The sequence below is a fragment of the Blautia wexlerae genome, assembly GCF_013300825.1.
Lineage (GTDB): Bacteria > Bacillota > Clostridia > Lachnospirales > Lachnospiraceae > Blautia_A > Blautia_A wexlerae_B.
Genome location: NZ_JAAIMY010000017.1, coordinates 61,283 through 79,149, shown reverse-complemented (window position 1 = coordinate 79,149; position 17,867 = coordinate 61,283). Strand labels below are relative to the sequence as shown.

At 42.0% G+C, this 17,867-nt stretch carries 15 protein-coding genes and 1 pseudogene; 2 read left to right on the top strand and 14 right to left on the bottom strand.

Features of this window, described 5'->3' with window-relative positions; all coding sequences use genetic code 11:
- Window positions 1-617: 617 nt before the first annotated feature.
- The 3 genes from G4417_RS10180 to G4417_RS17185 form a co-directional block, all read right to left on the bottom strand.
- Window positions 618-3,080: a glycogen/starch/alpha-glucan phosphorylase gene (locus G4417_RS10180; protein ID WP_173683359.1), complete on the bottom strand. Its 2,463-nt coding sequence runs from the start codon at window positions 3,078-3,080 to the stop codon at window positions 618-620.
- Between the two features lie 305 nt (window positions 3,081-3,385).
- Window positions 3,386-6,541 carry an isoleucine--tRNA ligase gene (gene ileS, locus G4417_RS10175; RefSeq protein ID WP_173683358.1) on the bottom strand — a complete coding sequence of 1,052 codons (3,156 nt, stop codon included), beginning with the start codon at window positions 6,539-6,541 and terminating at the stop codon, window positions 3,386-3,388.
- A gap of 274 nt (window positions 6,542-6,815) precedes the next feature.
- On the bottom strand, window positions 6,816-6,944 hold the full coding sequence (locus tag G4417_RS17185) for a hypothetical protein (protein ID WP_274603784.1): 129 nt from the start codon (window positions 6,942-6,944) through the stop codon (window positions 6,816-6,818).
- Between the two features lie 514 nt (window positions 6,945-7,458).
- Between G4417_RS17185 and G4417_RS10170 the strand changes: the two genes are divergently transcribed.
- Window positions 7,459-8,700 (top strand): D-alanyl-D-alanine carboxypeptidase family protein, encoded by a 1,242-nt coding sequence (locus G4417_RS10170; protein ID WP_173683357.1) that lies wholly within the window; start codon window positions 7,459-7,461, stop codon window positions 8,698-8,700.
- Here G4417_RS10170 and G4417_RS10165 read toward each other — a convergent pair.
- From G4417_RS10165 to G4417_RS10145, 5 genes are all read right to left on the bottom strand, one after another.
- Window positions 8,671-9,630 (bottom strand): 3'-5' exonuclease, encoded by a 960-nt coding sequence (locus G4417_RS10165; protein ID WP_173683356.1) that lies wholly within the window; start codon window positions 9,628-9,630, stop codon window positions 8,671-8,673. The genes G4417_RS10170 and G4417_RS10165 overlap by 30 nt on opposite strands.
- A gap of 80 nt (window positions 9,631-9,710) precedes the next feature.
- Complete coding sequence (locus G4417_RS10160) at window positions 9,711-10,835, bottom strand: DUF362 domain-containing protein (RefSeq protein ID WP_173683355.1); 1,125 nt, start codon at window positions 10,833-10,835, stop codon at window positions 9,711-9,713.
- 185 nt (window positions 10,836-11,020) lie between these two features.
- Window positions 11,021-12,703 (bottom strand): phospho-sugar mutase, encoded by a 1,683-nt coding sequence (locus G4417_RS10155; RefSeq protein ID WP_173683354.1) that lies wholly within the window; start codon window positions 12,701-12,703, stop codon window positions 11,021-11,023.
- A 152-nt stretch (window positions 12,704-12,855) separates the two neighbouring features.
- Window positions 12,856-13,077, bottom strand: coding sequence for a hypothetical protein (locus tag G4417_RS10150; RefSeq protein WP_173683353.1), 222 nt, complete (start codon window positions 13,075-13,077; stop codon window positions 12,856-12,858).
- A gap of 249 nt (window positions 13,078-13,326) precedes the next feature.
- Window positions 13,327-14,283: a glycoside hydrolase family 113 gene (locus G4417_RS10145; protein ID WP_173683352.1), complete on the bottom strand. Its 957-nt coding sequence runs from the start codon at window positions 14,281-14,283 to the stop codon at window positions 13,327-13,329.
- A 134-nt stretch (window positions 14,284-14,417) separates the two neighbouring features.
- Between G4417_RS10145 and G4417_RS17355 the strand changes: the two genes are divergently transcribed.
- On the top strand, window positions 14,418-15,314 hold the full coding sequence (locus tag G4417_RS17355) for an AraC family transcriptional regulator (RefSeq protein WP_173683351.1): 897 nt from the start codon (window positions 14,418-14,420) through the stop codon (window positions 15,312-15,314).
- 83 nt (window positions 15,315-15,397) lie between these two features.
- On the opposite strand, the pseudogene G4417_RS17525 reads toward G4417_RS17355, so the two are convergent.
- The 6 genes and pseudogenes from G4417_RS17525 to G4417_RS10110 form a co-directional block, all read right to left on the bottom strand.
- Window positions 15,398-16,176 (bottom strand): annotated as a pseudogene (locus G4417_RS17525) (site-specific integrase); the annotation flags it as partial.
- Between the two features lie 36 nt (window positions 16,177-16,212).
- Entirely contained in the window at window positions 16,213-16,383 is a 171-nt protein-coding gene (locus tag G4417_RS10130) for a hypothetical protein (RefSeq protein WP_173683350.1), read from the bottom strand.
- Between the two features lie 93 nt (window positions 16,384-16,476).
- Window positions 16,477-16,668 carry a DUF6462 family protein gene (locus G4417_RS10125; RefSeq protein ID WP_173683349.1) on the bottom strand — a complete coding sequence of 64 codons (192 nt, stop codon included), beginning with the start codon at window positions 16,666-16,668 and terminating at the stop codon, window positions 16,477-16,479.
- 91 nt (window positions 16,669-16,759) lie between these two features.
- Complete coding sequence (locus G4417_RS10120; protein ID WP_243872118.1) at window positions 16,760-17,026, bottom strand: hypothetical protein; 267 nt, start codon at window positions 17,024-17,026, stop codon at window positions 16,760-16,762.
- A gap of 114 nt (window positions 17,027-17,140) precedes the next feature.
- Entirely contained in the window at window positions 17,141-17,380 is a 240-nt protein-coding gene (locus tag G4417_RS10115; protein ID WP_005609451.1) for a hypothetical protein, read from the bottom strand.
- 193 nt (window positions 17,381-17,573) lie between these two features.
- A complete protein-coding gene (locus G4417_RS10110) occupies window positions 17,574-17,735 on the bottom strand; it encodes a hypothetical protein (RefSeq protein WP_173683315.1) in 162 nt (53 codons plus the stop codon).
- Between the last annotated feature and the right edge of the window lie 132 nt (window positions 17,736-17,867).

Here is a 17,867-nt window from a genome sequence, read left to right as displayed (position 1 = left end):
CTTAGCCATGCCTTTCTTCGTGTTTTTAATCTTTGTCATGATTATAGTTCCCCTTTCCTTAATATAACTATTTTCTTTTTGGGTAAAGATTCCTAGACATAATCTGTCTGTTATGGTTAATAATAGTGCTTTCACCAGTTTTTGTCAAGTGTAATGCCATGAATTTTACGATTTTTTTAAATTTCACACACTTCAAAAGCATTTGTTTTTCTTGATTTTTCAGGCTGAAAATCTATAATTTGTTACAAATGTGGTGAGTTTTTCGTTCTAATCACAAGATGATGTATCAACCCCTGTATAGTCAAATGGCGGAGAACCATCTGTAATTCTCTGCCATTTTCTTCATTATTGTTCTGAAAACATTATCAGACCCGGTATTATTTACCATCTGATACACCTTTCCTGGCTGTTAGTTGTCGTTCGCTTTTGTATTTTGATTATATTTTCGGACGTATTCTTATTTCCAGGTGCTTCGCATCTATGAATTTTCCTGTACAAATGGATTAATATATTATGCCACTACTGCAGCAAAAAGCCCCTGCAATACAGTCCTGATAACTGTACTGCCAGGGGCTTTATTTTTATTCAGAAGCAATTACTTCTATAAATATAGCGTATTATTTCTTTCTGACAATAACCTTATCCAGATGCCAGATATCATCTACATATTCCTGGATGGTTCTGTCGGATGTGAACTTGCCGCTGCATGCTGTGTTAAGGAGTGCTTTCTTAGCCCAGCCTTTTTCATCTCTGTATGCTGCTTCTACGCGTTTCTGTGCGTCTGCATAGGAACGGAAGTCTGCGAGGATGAAGTAGCGGTCTGCTCTGTCTGTGTTCTTTGTATTGAGAAGTGAATCGTACAGGTCACGGAAGAGTTCTGTATCATTGGAGAAGGTTCCGTTGATGAGCTGCATCAGTACCTGACGGATTTCTTCGTCTGTGTTGTAGATCACGTTTGGATCGTATCCGCCGTTGTTTTCGTAGTTGATTACTTCGTCGGAGCTTAAACCGAAGATGAATGCATTCTCTGCACCAACTTCTTCTACGATCTCTACATTGGCACCGTCCATTGTTCCAAGTGTAGGAGCACCGTTGAGCATGAACTTCATGTTACCTGTACCGGATGCCTCTTTACTTGCTGTGGAGATCTGCTCGGAAACATCTGCTGCTGCGAAGATCCACTCAGCGTTGGATACTCTGTAGTTTTCGATGAATACAACTTTGATCTTGCCGTTGATGGAAGCGTCGTTGTTTACTACATCTGCTACGGAGTTGATGAGTTTGATGATCTTCTTGGCTGTTGCATAACCTGCGGATGCTTTTGCACCGAAGATGAATGTTCTTGGATAGAATTCCATTTCCGGATGCATCTTGATCTGGTTGTACAGATAGATAACATGCAGGATGTTCAGGAGCTGACGTTTGTACTCGTGAAGTCTCTTAACCTGTACATCGAAGATGGAGTGCGGGTCTACTTCTACGCCATTGTGCTCGAGGATGTATTTAGCCAGACGCTCTTTGTTCTTGAACTTAATGTTCATGAATTCCTGGAGTGCTTTTTCATCATCTGCATAAACTGCAAGTTTCTTTAACTGCGGAAGGTCTGTGATCCAGTCCGGTCCGATATGCTCTGTAATCCAGTCTGCAAGGAGTGGATTTGCGTGGAGCAGGAAACGTCTCTGAGTGATACCGTTTGTCTTGTTGTTGAATTTCTCAGGCATCATTTCATAGAAGTCTTTTAATTCCTGATTCTTCAGGATTTCTGTATGAAGGCGTGCAACACCGTTTACAGAATAGCCTGCTGCGATTGCAAGGTGAGCCATCTTAACCTGTCCGTCGTAGATAATTGCCATCTTTTTGATCTTCTCATAATTTCCCGGATATTTTGCCTGGATGGCGAGAATGAAACGACGGTTGATCTCTTCGATGATCTGGTATACACGCGGAAGCAGTCTGGAGAAGAGTTCGATTGGCCATTTCTCAAGTGCTTCGGACATGATGGTATGGTTTGTGTAAGCAACAGATTTGGTTGTTACTTCCCATGCTTCATCCCATCCAAGTCCTTCTTCATCCATAAGGATACGCATTAACTCTGCTACTGCTACAGTTGGATGTGTATCATTCATCTGGAAGGTTACTTTTTCATATAATTTATGGATATCGTCATGTTTCTTTTTGTATTTGGCAATTGCTGCCTGAAGGCTTGCAGATACGAAGAAGTACTGCTGTTTCAGTCTCAGCTCTTTACCTGCATAGTGGTTGTCGTTTGGGTAAAGGACTTCTACGATATTGCGGGCAAGGTTCTCCTGCTCTACTGCTTTCTTGTAATCACCTTTGTCAAAGGAATCAAGCTCGAAGTCTACGATCGGCTCTGCATCCCAGATACGAAGTGTGTTTACTACATCATTGTCATATCCTGTGATTGGCATATCATAAGGAATGGCTTTTACTGCCTGATATCCTTCGTGGATGAATTTGTTTCCACCCTTTTCAGGATCGTACTCTACTCTTACATATCCGCCGAAGTGTACTTCCTTGGCATATTCCGGACGGCGCAGTTCGAATGGGTAGCCGTTCTTTAACCAGTTATCCGGTACCTCGATCTGATAACCGTTCTGAATTTTCTGTTTGAACATTCCGTAGTGGTAACGGATTCCGCAGCCATATGCTGCGTAATTTAAAGTTGCGAGAGAATCAAGGAAGCATGCAGCCAGTCTTCCCAGACCACCGTTTCCAAGTGCCGGATCCGGTTCCTGATCTTCGATACAGTTAAGGTCAAATCCCAGCTCTTCGAGAGCTTCTTTTACTTCACCGTAAGCGCAAAGGTTGATCAGGTTGTTTCCGAGAGCACGTCCCATCAGGAATTCCATGGACATATAGTATACGATCTTCGGATCCTGTTCGTCATAAGCTTTCTGTGTTGCAAGCCAGTTATCAATGATAACGTCTTTTACAGAGTAGCTTACTGCCTGGAAAATCTGCTCCTGTGTAGCTTCTTCAATTGTTTTTCGATAGAGGAATTTTACGTTGTCTTTTACGCTTTTCTTGAATGCCTCTTTCTTGAACATTTCGTTTGTCATTTCATACCTCCCGTAATCTGGTTCCATTACTGTTCAGGTGAACAGCAACTGGTATTTCGTCATCTTCTTCTGTTTTCATTCATCAGAGAAATTCATGTTACTGTTCCTCCTATGCAACAGTAACATAACAAATTGGGGGCAGAGAATCCTCTGCCTCCAATTTTCTCTTTGAAATCAGACTATTCAAAAATATGATACTCTTTTTTAGACAAGCTGTCATCTGTATAATTGCCGAAATTTGTAATTATTTTTCGTAGGTGCGCATGGGAAAATCACAATGCTTTACATGCTCTTAACATCTGTAATTACAGTTTCTTAACACCCATAGTTACTGCTTCTTTGTTGATGTTCCACTCTTTCACATAACCATCAGTCTCTCCAAGTACCATTTCGTCAGCAAGTACTTCAGACTTGATCTCGTCTTCGTGTGCTTTCATGACATTCTGGATCTTGTCGTTTCCGTGAGCATATACTACGATCTTGTCCATGACTTCGAAGCCGGCTTCCTTACGCATGGTCTGGATCTTGCTGATGATCTCACGTACGAATCCTTCTTCGATCAGTTCAGGTGTCAGGTTTGTATCCAGGACTACGGATGTTTCACCGTCAGATTCGGATACATAACCTTCTGTCTGTGCTGTTTCAATAAGAAGGTCTTCTTCCGTAAGTTCTACATCGTTTCCGTTGATATCCAGTTTCAGGACACCGTTGGTTTTCAGTTCGTTCATTGCTGCTGTTCCATTGATGTCTGTGAGAGCCTGTCTGATTCCTCCAAGGAGTTTGCCATATTTCGGTCCTACTGTACGAAGCTGTGGTTTGAAGCTATAGGAGATAAAGGACTCTACGTCATCTGCAAATTTCACTTCTTTTACATTCAGTTCGTCTGCGATAATGTCAGTGTAGAATTCGCTCATTTTCTTCTCAGCTTTTACATACATGGTTCCGATTGGCTGACGGTTCTTGATGTTTGCTGTATTTCTGCAGGCACGTCCCAGAACTACGATCTCCAGAAGCTCTTTCATGTCTGCTTCCAGATCTTTGTCGATCCATGCTTCATTTACAGTCGGGAAGTCGCACAGATGGATACTTTCAGGAGCATCTTTGTCTACGCTTCTTACAAGGTTCTGATACATGTCTTCTGTCATGAACGGGATCATCGGAGCTGCTGTCTTGGCAATTGTTACCAGTGCATGGTACAGAGTCATATAAGCATTGATCTTATCCTGCTCCATTCCTTTTGCCCAGAAACGTTCACGGCTTCTTCTTACATACCAGTTACTCATCTCATCTACGAATTCCTGAAGTGCTCTTGCTGCTTCCGGAATCTTGTAGTTTGCCAGGTCATTGTCTACAGCCTGAACAGTTGTGTTTAATCTGCTGAGCAGCCATTTGTCCATAACAGGAAGCTGGTCATAGTTCAGTTCATATTTGGTCGGGTCGAAATTGTCGATGTCAGCATATAATACGAAGAATGCGTAAGTATTCCACAGTGTGCTCATGAATTTACGCTGTCCTTCCACAACTGCCTTGCCGTGGAAACGGTTCGGAAGCCATGGAGCACTGTTGATGTAGAAGTACCATCTGATAGCATCTGCACCGTATTTGTTCAGTGCATCGAATGGGTCAACTGCGTTTCCTTTGGACTTACTCATCTTCTGTCCGTTCTCATCCTGGACATGTCCCAGCACGATTACGTTCTTGTATGGTGCTTTATTGAAGAGCAGTGTTGATTCTGCAAGGAGTGAGTAAAACCATCCACGTGTCTGGTCTACTGCCTCGGAGATAAAGTTTGCAGGGAACTGCTGCTCAAATAATTCTTTGTTTTCAAATGGATAATGATGCTGTGCGAAAGGCATTGCTCCTGAGTCGAACCAGCAGTCAATAACCTCCGGTACACGATGCATTTCTCCACCGCACTCCGGACACTTCAGTGTGATCTCATCGATGTATGGACGGTGAAACTCTACTGTCTTGGCTCTCTCATCTCCGCTCATCTCGAATAATTCCTGACGGCTTCCGATGGAATGCATATGTCCGCATTCACACTGCCAGATATTCAGTGGAGTTCCCCAGTAACGGTTACGGCTGATACCCCAGTCCTGAACATTCTCAAGCCAGTCGCCGAAACGTCCTTTACCGATGCTCTCAGGGATCCAGTTAATAGTATTGTTATTTCTGATCAGGTCATCCTTAACTGCTGTCATCTTGATGAACCAGGATTCTCTTGCATAGTAGATCAGTGGTGTGTCACATCTCCAGCAGTGTGGATAATCATGCTCAAATTTCGGAGCATCGAAGAGTTTGCCTTCTTTGTCCAGATCTGTGAGGACCATTGGGTCTGCTTTCTTTACGAAAACGCCTGCGTATGGTGTCTCTTTTGTCAGGTTACCCTGTCCGTCTACGAACTGTACGAATGGAAGTTCATAGTTACGTCCGATTCTGCTGTCATCTTCACCGAATGCAGGTGCGATATGAACGATACCTGTACCATCACTCATGGTAACGTAGTTATCGCAGGTTACGAAATGAGCTTTCTTTTTCTGTTTTGCTGCTGCCTCTCCTGCACATGCGAAAAGCGGCTCGTATGCTTTGTATTCCAGATCTGTTCCTTTGTAGGTTTCCAGAACTTCGTATGCTTTCTCGCCTTCTTCTTTGGCAAGCTTGCCAAGGACTTTGTCCAGAAGTGCTTCTGCCATGTAGTAGGTATATCCGTCTGCTGCTTTTACTTTGCAGTAAGTCTCATCCGGGTTTACGCAGAGTGCAACGTTAGATGGAAGTGTCCATGGTGTTGTTGTCCATGCAAGGAAGTAAGCATCTTCACCAACAACCTTGAATCTTACAACTGCGGAGCGCTCTTTTACAGTTTTGTATCCCTGGGATACTTCCTGTGCGGAAAGAGGGGTACCACATCTCGGACAGTAAGGAACGATCTTGAAGCCTTTATACAGAAGCTTCTTGTTCCAGATTTCTTTCAGTGCCCACCATTCGGATTCAATATAATCGTCATAGTAAGTTACATATGGATGTTCCATATCAGCCCAGAAACCAACAGTAGAGGAGAAATCCTCCCACATTCCTTTGTATTTCCAGACACTTTCCTTACACTGTTTGATAAATGGCTCCATTCCGTATTCTTCGATCTGCTCTTTGCCATCCAGACCAAGTTTCTTCTCTACTTCCAGTTCTACCGGAAGTCCGTGTGTATCCCATCCTGCTTTACGCGGAACCATGTAACCCTTCATTGTGCGGTATCTCGGAATCATATCCTTGATTACACGGGTAAGTACATGACCGATGTGCGGTTTGCCGTTTGCAGTGGGCGGTCCATCATAGAATGTATAGGTTTCTCCTTCTTTTCTGTTCTCCATACTTTTCTCAAAGATATGGTTTTCTTTCCAGAATTCTTCTACTTTTTTCTCACGGTCTACAAAGTTTAAGTTCGTATCAACTTTCTGGTACACAGTAATTTACCTCCTGTTTTTATTATTTGTATCAGACACCTTAGAAATATGCAAAATATTTCCTGTGTCTTTTAAGAACGAAAATAAGCCTTTGATCTTTTTTGTTTTATAGGAAAAAGACGTGCTGCTTTTGTTTTCATTTACATCTTTATCCTATAAAACAAAAAAATCGCCCCTTTTGTAAAAGGACGAAGGTTTACTGACGTTCGTTATACCACCTGTTACATTGTACGGGCTATTTGCCGATACAAGAATCTTTTAACGGGGATTTCCGTCAGTCCTTACCTGCCTGTCTGCCCTTCAGAACTGCAACTCCGGAGTGATATTCGCCGCATTTACTCACCACCGGGCTTCCACCTTCCCCGGTTCGCTGTCTGCTTTCATCTGCAGTTACTGTCTCCATCAACGTTTTTGTGGATTTACTGTTTATTTATCTATGCGGATTCATTATAAGGTCTTGAAATTCCCTGTGTCAAGTATTTTTTCCAATATTAAGGGGAATCCTGACATTACGTTACTGTTCACTCCGTTCACAGTAACGTAGCCAAAATTCATTCCAGATTGCCTGCGGCAATGGAATTTTGGCTTGTATGTCTCGGGATTTTGGCATATTCATGCCAAAACACCTCGCGGAATAGTGGTGTGCGAACAGTAACGACATTACCAACTGATTAAATATAAATTTTACACAGCCATTGTAAATAATGATATAATAAGGTAAAATATTGTGTCTGGCGTAATCCAGATATATATGTTATTTATAGGTATTTATAGCAATTCCGGAAATAATACGGTCAATGTGAGTCGGCAAGATGCAGAGAACAGGTAAGTTAGCTGATTCAGGATCATACTCTGCTGCTGACTGCATTACCTGCCGTATTTCAGTAAATTGCCATAATAATGAAGGGTAAATTCAAATGTTTAAAAAGAAATTTCATACACTGATAAAACGCTTTCTGGCCGGTACTCTCTGTCTGGGACTTCTGGCTTCACAGCCTGCAGTGGCTTATGCCACAGAGGCCAACGTTTCTGTAACTCCTGAAGCTGCTCATTCTACAACTTATTCTCAGGCCGCAGACACAGATTCCGTCAAAGGATGGCCATCCGGTCCCTGCATTGAAGGGCAGTCTGCAGTATTGATGGATGCTGTTACAGATACCATTCTTTATTCCAAGAATGCAGATGACAAACTTTATCCTGCCAGCATTACTAAGATTATGACTGCACTCCTTGCCTGCGAGAATCTGAAAATGAGTGACACGATCACCATGTCGCAGGAAGCTGCCTACGGAATTGAAGCAGGAAGCTCTACCATCTATGCGGAAACTGATGAGGTTTTTACAGTGGAGCAGGCTCTGATGGCTCTGATGCTGGAATCTGCCAACGAGATGGCTCTCGCACTGGCAGAGAAAACAAGCGGTTCCGTAAAGAAATTCGTAGAATTGATGAACCAGCGCGCAGCACAGCTCGGATGTAAGAATACGCATTTTAATAATCCAAACGGACTGCCGGATGAAACGCACTATACAACTGCCAGTGACATGATGAAAATCGCAAAGGCTGCCTGGTATAATCCTCTGTTCCGCAAATTTGTCACAACACAGACTTATGAGATTCCACCTACAAACAAGCAGTCTGAAACCCGCTATCTTCTGAATCATCACAAGATGATGGCAGGTCAGTCCTATGCTTATGACGGTGTGCTGGGAGGAAAAACAGGTTACACGAATGATGCCGGAAATACTCTCGTTACTTACGCAAAAAGAGGTAATTCCATTCTCATTGCAGTAGTGCTGAATTCCACAAACGGAGCTTTCCCTGATACCACTTCTCTGTTTGATTACGGGTTTGACAACTTCGAGAAGGTTGACCTGAATGTTGACTCCGATCCTGTACCGACGAAATTTCTCCCAAGTGAGAAATACCTGTTGAAAAACAACGGCAATACCTATCCTTTCTATTATATGAGGCATGTGTATGTGACCGTTCCGACGGGAACTGATGTAAGCACTCTTACCAGAAAGCAGTGGCTTCTGAACAATTCCATCGGTCCGAAGCGGATCAAGAGTAAATATTATTTTCATGACCATATGGTCGGATACGGAATGCAATATGAAAAAGAGATCCTTTCAGATCTCCTTCTCAACACTTCTTTTTAGTTTTCGTCTGAGGCGGAGAACTTCTTTTCTTTCACGAAGTTCCTCCGCTTCTTCTGTATCTGTGAAACGTAATGTTTTCACAGCAAAATATTTCTCATCTTCTGTTTTCCGGATACGGATCTTACCTTTTACCAGACCATGTTCTTCACAGTTGGATATGCTGTAATAGACCTTGGGGTTGTTCATAAACCAGCGGAGTTTGCGTTTGGCAGGCAGATGGCATGCCGGACATCTGGTGCTTGTCACCTCACGGTCTTTCATAACCCTCTCTCTTGTGGCAAATTCCCTGGATACATATTTATCATGATCCGGATAGGAAATATGGATCTCATCCTTTTTCTTCTTTGGATTCTGGTAAACATCAAGCGACGGATGATTGATGATGATAATGTTATTTATTTTCTTCAGAACTTCCGCTGTATACCACGCATCTGCAAGTGCTCTGTGGAAACCCTTGGATTTCTCTATTTTCAGCTCATCTATCGCATGCTCCAGTGCACATCTGTGCGTGCCGTCGTCATAACTGATACTGTACAGCTTCTGCACATCATAATAGGTCACAGGTCCCGGAAGCAGTTCCAGCAGATTATAAAATTTCATATTCCGCTGAAGTTCCATTACATCCTGATTCCCCCAGGTAAAAAAATACCAGTCTTCTCCGCACCATTCAAGGAACTCTCTGGCTGCCTGTTCAAACGATACACCCTTCATAAGATCTTTGTAATCCACATGAATCACTTCATGAATGCTGTCATGGATCCAGTTGTAAACCTGCGGCTTGATCAGTCTGTGAAAATGATCCGTTATTTCTTTTTTAGTGTTTACTTTTACAGCTCCGATCTCGATAATCTCAAATGGAAGTCTGTCGTTGCGTGTTTTCTTTCCCGAAGGGTTCTGGTTCCATTCCAGGTCAAAGACAATATAGTTCATTCATCCGTTCCTTTTAGTTTATTACATTTTCGTATTTATTCTCCACTGCTGATAAACAGTTGCGGTTTTTACTTCAAATATTATTTCACAATCTTCAGTTCGTACTGTCTGGTTCCCAAACCAATCTTCTCTGCCTGATCCAGTGTTGCCTTCCATTCAATATTCGGGTTGGAGTCTTTGAAATGGTCGTGGTGGCAGTGCCAGTCAGGTTCTGCCAGATGTTCTCCGAGCTGACTGTTTGCGATCGGTGTTGCTTTCAGACAGGCATCTGCACATGCCTGATCCAGAGCAACCGGGTCAAAGCTTGCAAACATTCCGATATCCGGAAGGATTGGCGCATCATTTTCTCCATGGCAGTCACAGTTTGGACTGATATCCTGGACTAGTGCAATATGGAAATGCGGACGTCCATGACAGACAGCCTGTGCATATTCTGCCATCTTGCGGTCAAGAAGTTCATTCGCACTGCTGTTTGGATTATATACCGCATCAAAACTGCAGGCTCCGATACAACGGCCACAGCCTTTGCATTTATCATAGTCAATGACTGCTTTTTTATTCGGATATGTAATCGCATCACTTCCGCACTCTTTCGCACAGCGACGGCATCCACGGCAGAGTTCCTCATTTACTGCCGGTTTTCCGCTGGCATGCTGTTTCATTTTACCTGCGCGGCTTCCGCATCCCATACCGATATTCTTGAGTGCACCACCAAAACCGGTTGTCTCATGTCCTTTGAAATGACTTAAGCTGATAAAGATATCTGCATCCATGATCGCATGTCCAATCAATGCTGTTTTGCAGTATTCACCGTTTACTACCGGCACTTCAACTTCATCTGTACCTCGTAAGCCATCACCGATGATGATCTGGCATCCTGTAGAAATGCTGTTAAATCCATTAAGATTTGCGCATTCCAGATGCTCCAGTGCATTCTTTCGACTTCCCGGATAAAGAGTGTTGCAGTCTGTAAGGAACGGAAGTCCTCCCTGCTCTTTACAGAGATCTGCAACTGCTTTTGCATAATTCGGGCGCAGGAAAGCCAGGTTACCAAGTTCTCCGAAATGCATCTTGATTGCTACAAATTTACCGTCCATGTCAATATCTTTAATTCCGGCTGCTGTGCAAAGCTTCTTCAGTTTATCAATCTGGCTGGTACCTACCGGACATCGAAAATCTGTAAAATAAACTGTTGATTTTTCCATCTGTTATTTCCTCCTGTTTATTATTTTTTATCATATCACATTTCTGATAATTAGAAAATTGAATTTTATATAAAATTCTGAGTCACTTTTCACCTGCAATATCTTACAGAATATTTTTACAGACGACAAAAGGCTGTGTCCTTTACAGACACAGCCTTATAAGTTTTCCGATTATCGGATTAGTGTTATGCCATGATTGGTTTTAATGCTTCTGCAAGCTTCTCTTTCTCAGCTTCCGCCTCTTCCAGGTTCTTTCCGAGAGTTGTGTAATAGATTTTGATCTTTGGCTCTGTTCCAGACGGGCGGACAACTACTGTTTCGCCGTTATCCAGCTTATAGATCAGTACATTTGCTGCAGGAAGTCCTGTTTCTTCCGGTTTCTGGTAATCTGTTACTTTCACGATAGCATGACCTGCGATCTCTGTGAGAGGTTTGTCACGGAGTCCCTGCATAAGAGCTGACATCTTATCCATTCCGCTTAATCCCGGGAATTCAAAGCTGTCTACTTTGTTCAGATAACGTCCGTACTGTGCGTAGATTTCTTCCAGTCTCTGTTTCAGAGAGCTTCCAATGCTTCTGTAGTATGCAGCCATTTCACAGATCAGCATGGAGCCAATAACAGCATCTTTATCACGTACATACGGTCCTGCAAGATATCCATAGCTCTCTTCAAATCCAAAGATAAATCTGTCAACTTCGCCTGCTGCCTCAAGCTGTGCAATCTGGTCGCCAATCCATTTGAATCCTGTAAGTACGCTTCTGAGTTCTACACCATAATGCTCTGCCACTGCATCTGCAAGTGGTGTGGAAACAATAGACTTCACTGCTACCGGATTCTTCGGCATTGTGCCTTTTTCAATACGGCCTGCACATATGTAATCGAGAAGGAGTACTCCTACCTCATTTCCTGTTACCAGTTCATAGGAACCATCAGGGCATTTCATCGCAATACCTACACGGTCTGCATCCGGGTCAGTTGCAAGCATTAAGTCTGCACCTGTCTCTTTTGCAAGGTTTAATCCAAGCTCCAGAGCAGCAAAGATTTCCGGGTTCGGGTAACTGCAGGTTGTAAAGTATCCGTTTGGATATTCCTGTTCCGGAACGATCGTAATATCTTTAATTCCGATGTCCTTTAATACCTGAGTTACAGGTACAAGTCCGGAACCGTTTAATGGGCTGTAAACCAGTTTCAGTCCTGCTGTTTTGCAGAGACCCGAGCGAACCTGACGGGATTCGATTGCTTCATAGAGTGCCTGCTTGCAGTCATCTCCTACGAAACGGATTTTTCCTTCTTCCACACCTTCTGCAAAGGACATATATTTCGCACCTGTAAGTACGTCTGTTTTCTGGATTTCTTCATATACAATGGCTGCTGCATCGTCTGTCATCTGACATCCATCCGGACCATATGCTTTATATCCGTTATACTTGGCCGGGTTGTGGGATGCTGTTACCATAATACCTGCATTGCATTCATAGTAACGTGTTGCAAAGGAAAGTGCTGGTACAGGCATCAGTGCGTCATAAATTCTGACATTGATATCATTCGCTGCCAGTACACCTGCTGCTGTTTTTGCAAATACATCACTTTTAAGACGGCTGTCATAACTGATTGCTACTGTCTGATTTCCACCCTGTGTTTTTACCCAGTTTGCAAGTCCCTGTGTTGCCTGACGTACTACATAAATATTCATGCGATTGGTTCCGGCTCCAAGTACTCCGCGAAGTCCTGCTGTTCCGAACTTCAGTGAAACTGCAAAACGATCCTTGATTTCCTCATCATTTCCTTCAATTTTGGATAATTCCGGATTGAGATCTGCATCCTGCAGGTCTGCTTGCAACCAGCGTTTATATTCTTCCTGATACATTTCGACCACTCCTGCCTTGTTTTTTTAGTTTTTTTTGTATATATTTACTTAATATATCTCTACTATACCATAATTTTAGTTAATCATCAATAACACAGCAAAATTTAACATGAGTTTTATACGATTTTTATCGTCATTGTTATTCTTTTTTCTTATTTTCCCGCAATTTCGCATATCAGCATAATGATTCCAATTATGACCAGAACCGGCAGGGCAACAGAAACCAGTCCGCCGATCACCAACGCGATCAGAATGATCGGAAGAAATACAAGATTGAATAAAACCTTTGTGATTCCCCAGGTCATCTTAAACGCAATCCAGATAAGCTTTCCGAAAATCCAGACCATAAGACAGGTAAATATTAGCGTAAGCATATTTCTCACTCTCTTTCTTTATACAGCAAGGAATTCATCCATGCTTTCTGATGTTTTTCACCGTTTTATTCTTCACATAATATAACGCTTCAGAAACAGAATTGTAGTCAGAATTTTACACACATTCCCGTTCCCTCCGGAAAGATGAAAAATTAAAATTTTTTGTTCTATATTCAGTTTTATTCTACAAATCCGACAGTGAAATTCGGTCGTATGCGCCAGAGATCCTGTTCTGAAGTTTGTTGTATGCTATTTTCTTGTGTCTCTCCCATAGTAGTCTTTAATAACCTCCTGTACCGGTTTGTTGCAGATTTCGTAGCTGGAATCTCTTGATGCAATACTTCTGGACGGAAGAACCGGGGCCCATTCCCACATAGCAAAGCCATTGACCCATGAGCGCTTTGCACAGGCCTCAAACATAGCACGATACCAGTCTGGCTGTTCCTCCAGACGTAAATCTCCCTGAATTTCCCAGTTGTTAGGCACCAGTGAGGATCCTTTTCTGGACATACATCCTGCTTCAGCGAAGAAGAATGGTTTCTTGAATTTCTGAACGACCTTCTCAATACGGTCAAGTTCCTGTTCCCACTGATCAATCGGATAATATCCGCTGGAAGAAATCATGTCGACACAGTCCCACCATGTTACATTTTCTTCCTGATATTTATCGGTATTATAGGAAACAGGTCCGTGGTAATAGTTTCGGATCGCAGCGATTACGTTTCTCCATTCTTCACTGCGGTGTTCTGTCATTACCATCTCACATCCTGCAATAAAAAGATCACATTGTTCGGCTTCTGCAATTTTGGCATAGTGTGTCTGGAATTCTGTGTAAGAGGCAAACCAGTTGCCCCATTTCGGTTCGCATGGAACATCTTTTTCAAAGAAACTGATGTAAGCACGCCAGACACCGTTTTTACAATTGACGGTAGGTTTCAATGCAACACGGATGCACTTGCTTTTGGCATAGCGGATCATATTGATTAATTCTTCATCTGAGAATGTGGCACTGGAAGTGTAACAGATCTCTTCTGAGTGTGCGTGGTCCTGCAGCCCTACAGGAGCAAGGATTACGAAATCAGCAGCAGTATGTTCTATCATATAATCAAAACTGTCACGGGCAGTCTGTGTAGAAAGAGAACCTCGCTTGTGAAACGGGGCAAATGTGATTCCTTTGATATAGCCAAGTGGATTTTGAATTGTCATTTTGGTAAAAACCTCCTGTCTTTTTGAAATACATAGTTTCTGACTGTTTTCGGATGAAAGTATATCATGTAGAAAAAAGATATGATATAATAAATCTTCTGAAAAATTGTAAAAATCTATGACGGAGATAAGCTGTGAAACCTTATTTTGAATGTTCAGATACATTAAACAAACCATATGAAGCCTTTTTATTTGATGCACAGACATCTGAGGTGTTCCCAATTCTTCCACATTGGCATTATTTTGTGGAGATTCTTTACATGGTAGAGGGAAATGCGTATGTAGAGACAGGAGAAGAGAATTATGTATTGGAACCGGGAGATCTGATCGTATTTTATCCACAGATGGCTCATGCAATTTATTCAACAGGACAGCTTCCAATCCGTTACTATGTCCTGAAATTTGATCCGGTACATCTGAATATATCCGGTTCGGCGCTTCCACCGATTTCGAGTCTGATCGCCATGGCAGCAGTGGAGCAGAAGCTATCGGTTTATTTTTCGAAAGAGAAATTTAATCAGGAAAAAATGAAGCAGCTGATTCAAGGATCAGTGAAAACGTTAGAAGAAAAGCAATTTGGTTATGACATTATTATGCATTCGAATTATTGTCTTCTTATGGCAGAAATTCTTCGTGTCTGGAAGCAAGAAGGCTTTCAGATAAAAAAAAGGAAAAAGGAAACTGTATTAAGCGAAAAATTTACAGAGGTATCTGAGTACATTTCACAGCACTACCAGGAAGATCTCTCGGTGGCGGAGCTGGCAGAAAAATTTCATATGAGTTATTCGTATTTTGCCGCAATATTCAAGGAGTACTATGGGCAGACCTGCAAGGAGATGATTCTCACGGTAAGACTGCAAAAAGCGGAGGACTTATTGCTATTCACAGATTTTGACCTAACTTATATCAGCCAGGAGACAGGATTTTGTGACTGCAGCCATTTTATCAAGGCGTTTAAACAGAAGTATGGAGTGACACCGAGGAAGTATAGGATGAAGGAGAAAAGTTTTGATTTTGTATCACGGAAGTAAAGAAATAGGCAATTCCAATTGGAATTGCCCATTCATCGTACTAATCATGCAATTTTTTCTTACTTACACCGATTTCTGCATCAAAATGTGTGTCTCAAGCTGTGCGCTGAAAAATCCGGCAACAGCACCGGCTCTCGATGCTCTTTTTTTGCCTCTACTTCTTCTGTTGCATTATAAACAGATGAGATTCTCTTGATCGCACGATTGACTGACTGGGCATTCATAATATTTCCATAACGGTTACAGAAAACAAAGCCTGTCATCCCATCAATCTCTGCATCTGTCCATCCATTTTCTTTCTGCTCTTCCCAGATCATCTCAAAAGCATCTTTCACTGTATCCAACATGGGAATCGTACGCATTCCGGCTTCTGTTTTTGGCGTCGAAATGTGATTTTCTGATGCTCTGTCTTCTCCTACCGGATAATACGTCAGATTATGATTGATGCTGATAATCCGCTTCTCATAGCGGATGTCTTCCCATCGAAGCCCTAAAACTTCACCGATTCGGCACCCGATTCCAAGAAAAATCGTAAAAATCGGCCACCAGTGAAAATAAATCGGTCATACATATAAAGATAATTGCTCTTGGTTGTTGGTTTCAGATTGTTTTTGAGACTCATGTAGCGGTCAAATACAAAATTTACTGTAGTCTTTCCGGCAACATAAATATCCAGACCGTCCATCTAATCTTTCATGAGCTGTGCTTCTTTTTCCCGAAGCGCTACAAGGTCTTGTGCATAAACATATTTACGTCTTCCGAGAGGATCCGTATAAGTATATACATATCTCCCGTCTGAACGTCTCTGTGATTCACCTTTCCGCAGGACTCTGCCCCGCAGATCTTTTCTTGTCTGTGCCATATAAAATCCTCCTTCAAATAAAGGAAGGACTACATATTATTCAGGTCTGTTCAATACTTTTTCCAGACCCTGCAAGACAACTTCTGTCACAGTCATTTTGTGGTTCCTGGCATAATCGCAGATACACTTATACATAGAATCTTCCACCCGGATACTCAACACTTTCTTTTTTACATTTTCCAACTTTGGTCTTCCTATTTTTGCCATATCTGTTCTTATTCCTCCACATCCACATTATATTTTTCGCATGACAAGAAGTCGATCCTTATTTTTTGTCCTTCCACGATTTTCTTCTGTTCCCTACGCAATCCGAAATGTCTCCAGATACTTTTCAAAAATCTCACAGTTTACAAGAGCAACCTTGTCAATCTTATACACTGCTTTGGCTTCTTTCGTCAGTCCAATGCTGTAAAGCTCTGCCCCTTCCTGATAACGGACAAATTTCTTTGCTAATTTCTTTGTTTTCTCTACATCTTTACGTGCATATCCCATACACGACACCTCCCTTTTTGCATGAAAAAAGCAGCTAACCTGTTTTTCATAGACTAACTGCTCGTGTTTTAGTTCCATATTCAGTTTTATTCTACAAATCCGACAGTGAAATTCGGTCGTATGCGCCATTTTTCTTATCTTCCGGATGTGGTTCCAGTCCGATAATTGTAATATCTTTCTGGTCTGGTCCATAAACCCAGTACATTCTCATTGCGCCACTGGTTTTATTTTCCAGATATGATTGCCACACTTTCATTTCATAACGTCTGGATAATGGCTCTATTTCATGGGTTTGAAGACTCGGATAACCCGGATCAGCCGACAACAGCTTTAAAGCCTTTCCCCATTTTTTATACAACTGTTCTTCCTTCTTTTTTATATTACCGGAACGATATTTCTCCTGCAGATCTAACCAAAGTTCCTACATTTCAGGAATTCCCATTCGTATATTAAAATTCATCTCTTATTCCTTTTAAAAATCTGACAGGTCAATAGCCGGGGAAACATCGCCTCTCTTAAAGTTACTTACTGCACGATCCATATCTGCCAGAGTTCTGGCTGAAATGCTCTCTGGCACTGCCAGTTCCCGAGGTTCCAGAATAATGCAGCCATTTCCGTATTCTTTTACATTGTAATACTGATAAGCAGCTCCTCTGAGCGTAATTCTTTTTTTGTTATCCAGATGGGCAACATAATCTTTCATCGCTTCCATTACCAACACCTCCTACGCAAGCATTTGTGTGGGATATCCCACCTCTTATTATTATAATACGCTTTTCTATATTATCTGTCAATCTACTTTTACTTACTCCTGATACTTGAAAGTATTCATGCACCAGCAGACGGCAGGTGGCAAATAGGGTATCTATAAAAATCTATATTTGCTTCAATGACTCTGCCACCCATCATTCCTTTAATCGAACACTGTTTTCCTGCTTTTCATTTACTTGATGAGAGATGCTGTAAATAATCTCTGCCTGTTGATAACGCAGATACTGTCGGCGCAATTTTCTAAGCTGCTCCGGTACTTCTTTCATACTTGTGATTGGTTTATAATTTTTATCCATGATGTTTTCCTCCAATATTTGATTCACTGTTTTACAGAAGTTGACTGCCGGGGTATATTTTTTAGTACGAAAAAAAGCACCTCTCAGATTAACTCTAAGAAGTGCTCTTGTTGTCATGCATATCAATCATTG

Excerpts from the sequence above, each read along its gene's own strand:
- G4417_RS10150 (WP_173683353.1), bottom strand. The coding sequence starts at position 13,077 with ATGCTTACGCTAATATTTACCTGTCTTATGGTCTGGATTTTCGGAAAG.
- G4417_RS10130 (WP_173683350.1), bottom strand. The coding sequence starts at position 16,383 with ATGGCAAAAATAGGAAGACCAAAGTTGGAAAATGTAAAAAAGAAAGTG.
- G4417_RS10155 (WP_173683354.1), bottom strand. The coding sequence starts at position 12,703 with ATGTATCAGGAAGAATATAAACGCTGGTTGCAAGCAGACCTGCAGGAT.
- G4417_RS17185 (WP_274603784.1), bottom strand. The coding sequence starts at position 6,944 with ATGGAGACAGTAACTGCAGATGAAAGCAGACAGCGAACCGGGGAAGGT.
- G4417_RS10180 (WP_173683359.1), bottom strand. The coding sequence starts at position 3,080 with ATGACAAACGAAATGTTCAAGAAAGAGGCATTCAAGAAAAGCGTAAAA.
- G4417_RS10160 (WP_173683355.1), bottom strand. The coding sequence starts at position 10,835 with ATGGAAAAATCAACAGTTTATTTTACAGATTTTCGATGTCCGGTAGGT.
- G4417_RS10110 (WP_173683315.1), bottom strand. The coding sequence starts at position 17,735 with ATGGATAAAAATTATAAACCAATCACAAGTATGAAAGAAGTACCGGAG.
- G4417_RS10165 (WP_173683356.1), bottom strand. The coding sequence starts at position 9,630 with ATGAACTATATTGTCTTTGACCTGGAATGGAACCAGAACCCTTCGGGA.
- G4417_RS10145 (WP_173683352.1), bottom strand. The coding sequence starts at position 14,283 with ATGACAATTCAAAATCCACTTGGCTATATCAAAGGAATCACATTTGCC.
- G4417_RS10125 (WP_173683349.1), bottom strand. The coding sequence starts at position 16,668 with ATGGGATATGCACGTAAAGATGTAGAGAAAACAAAGAAATTAGCAAAG.
- G4417_RS10170 (WP_173683357.1), top strand. The coding sequence starts at position 7,459 with ATGTTTAAAAAGAAATTTCATACACTGATAAAACGCTTTCTGGCCGGT.
- G4417_RS10115 (WP_005609451.1), bottom strand. The coding sequence starts at position 17,380 with ATGGAAGCGATGAAAGATTATGTTGCCCATCTGGATAACAAAAAAAGA.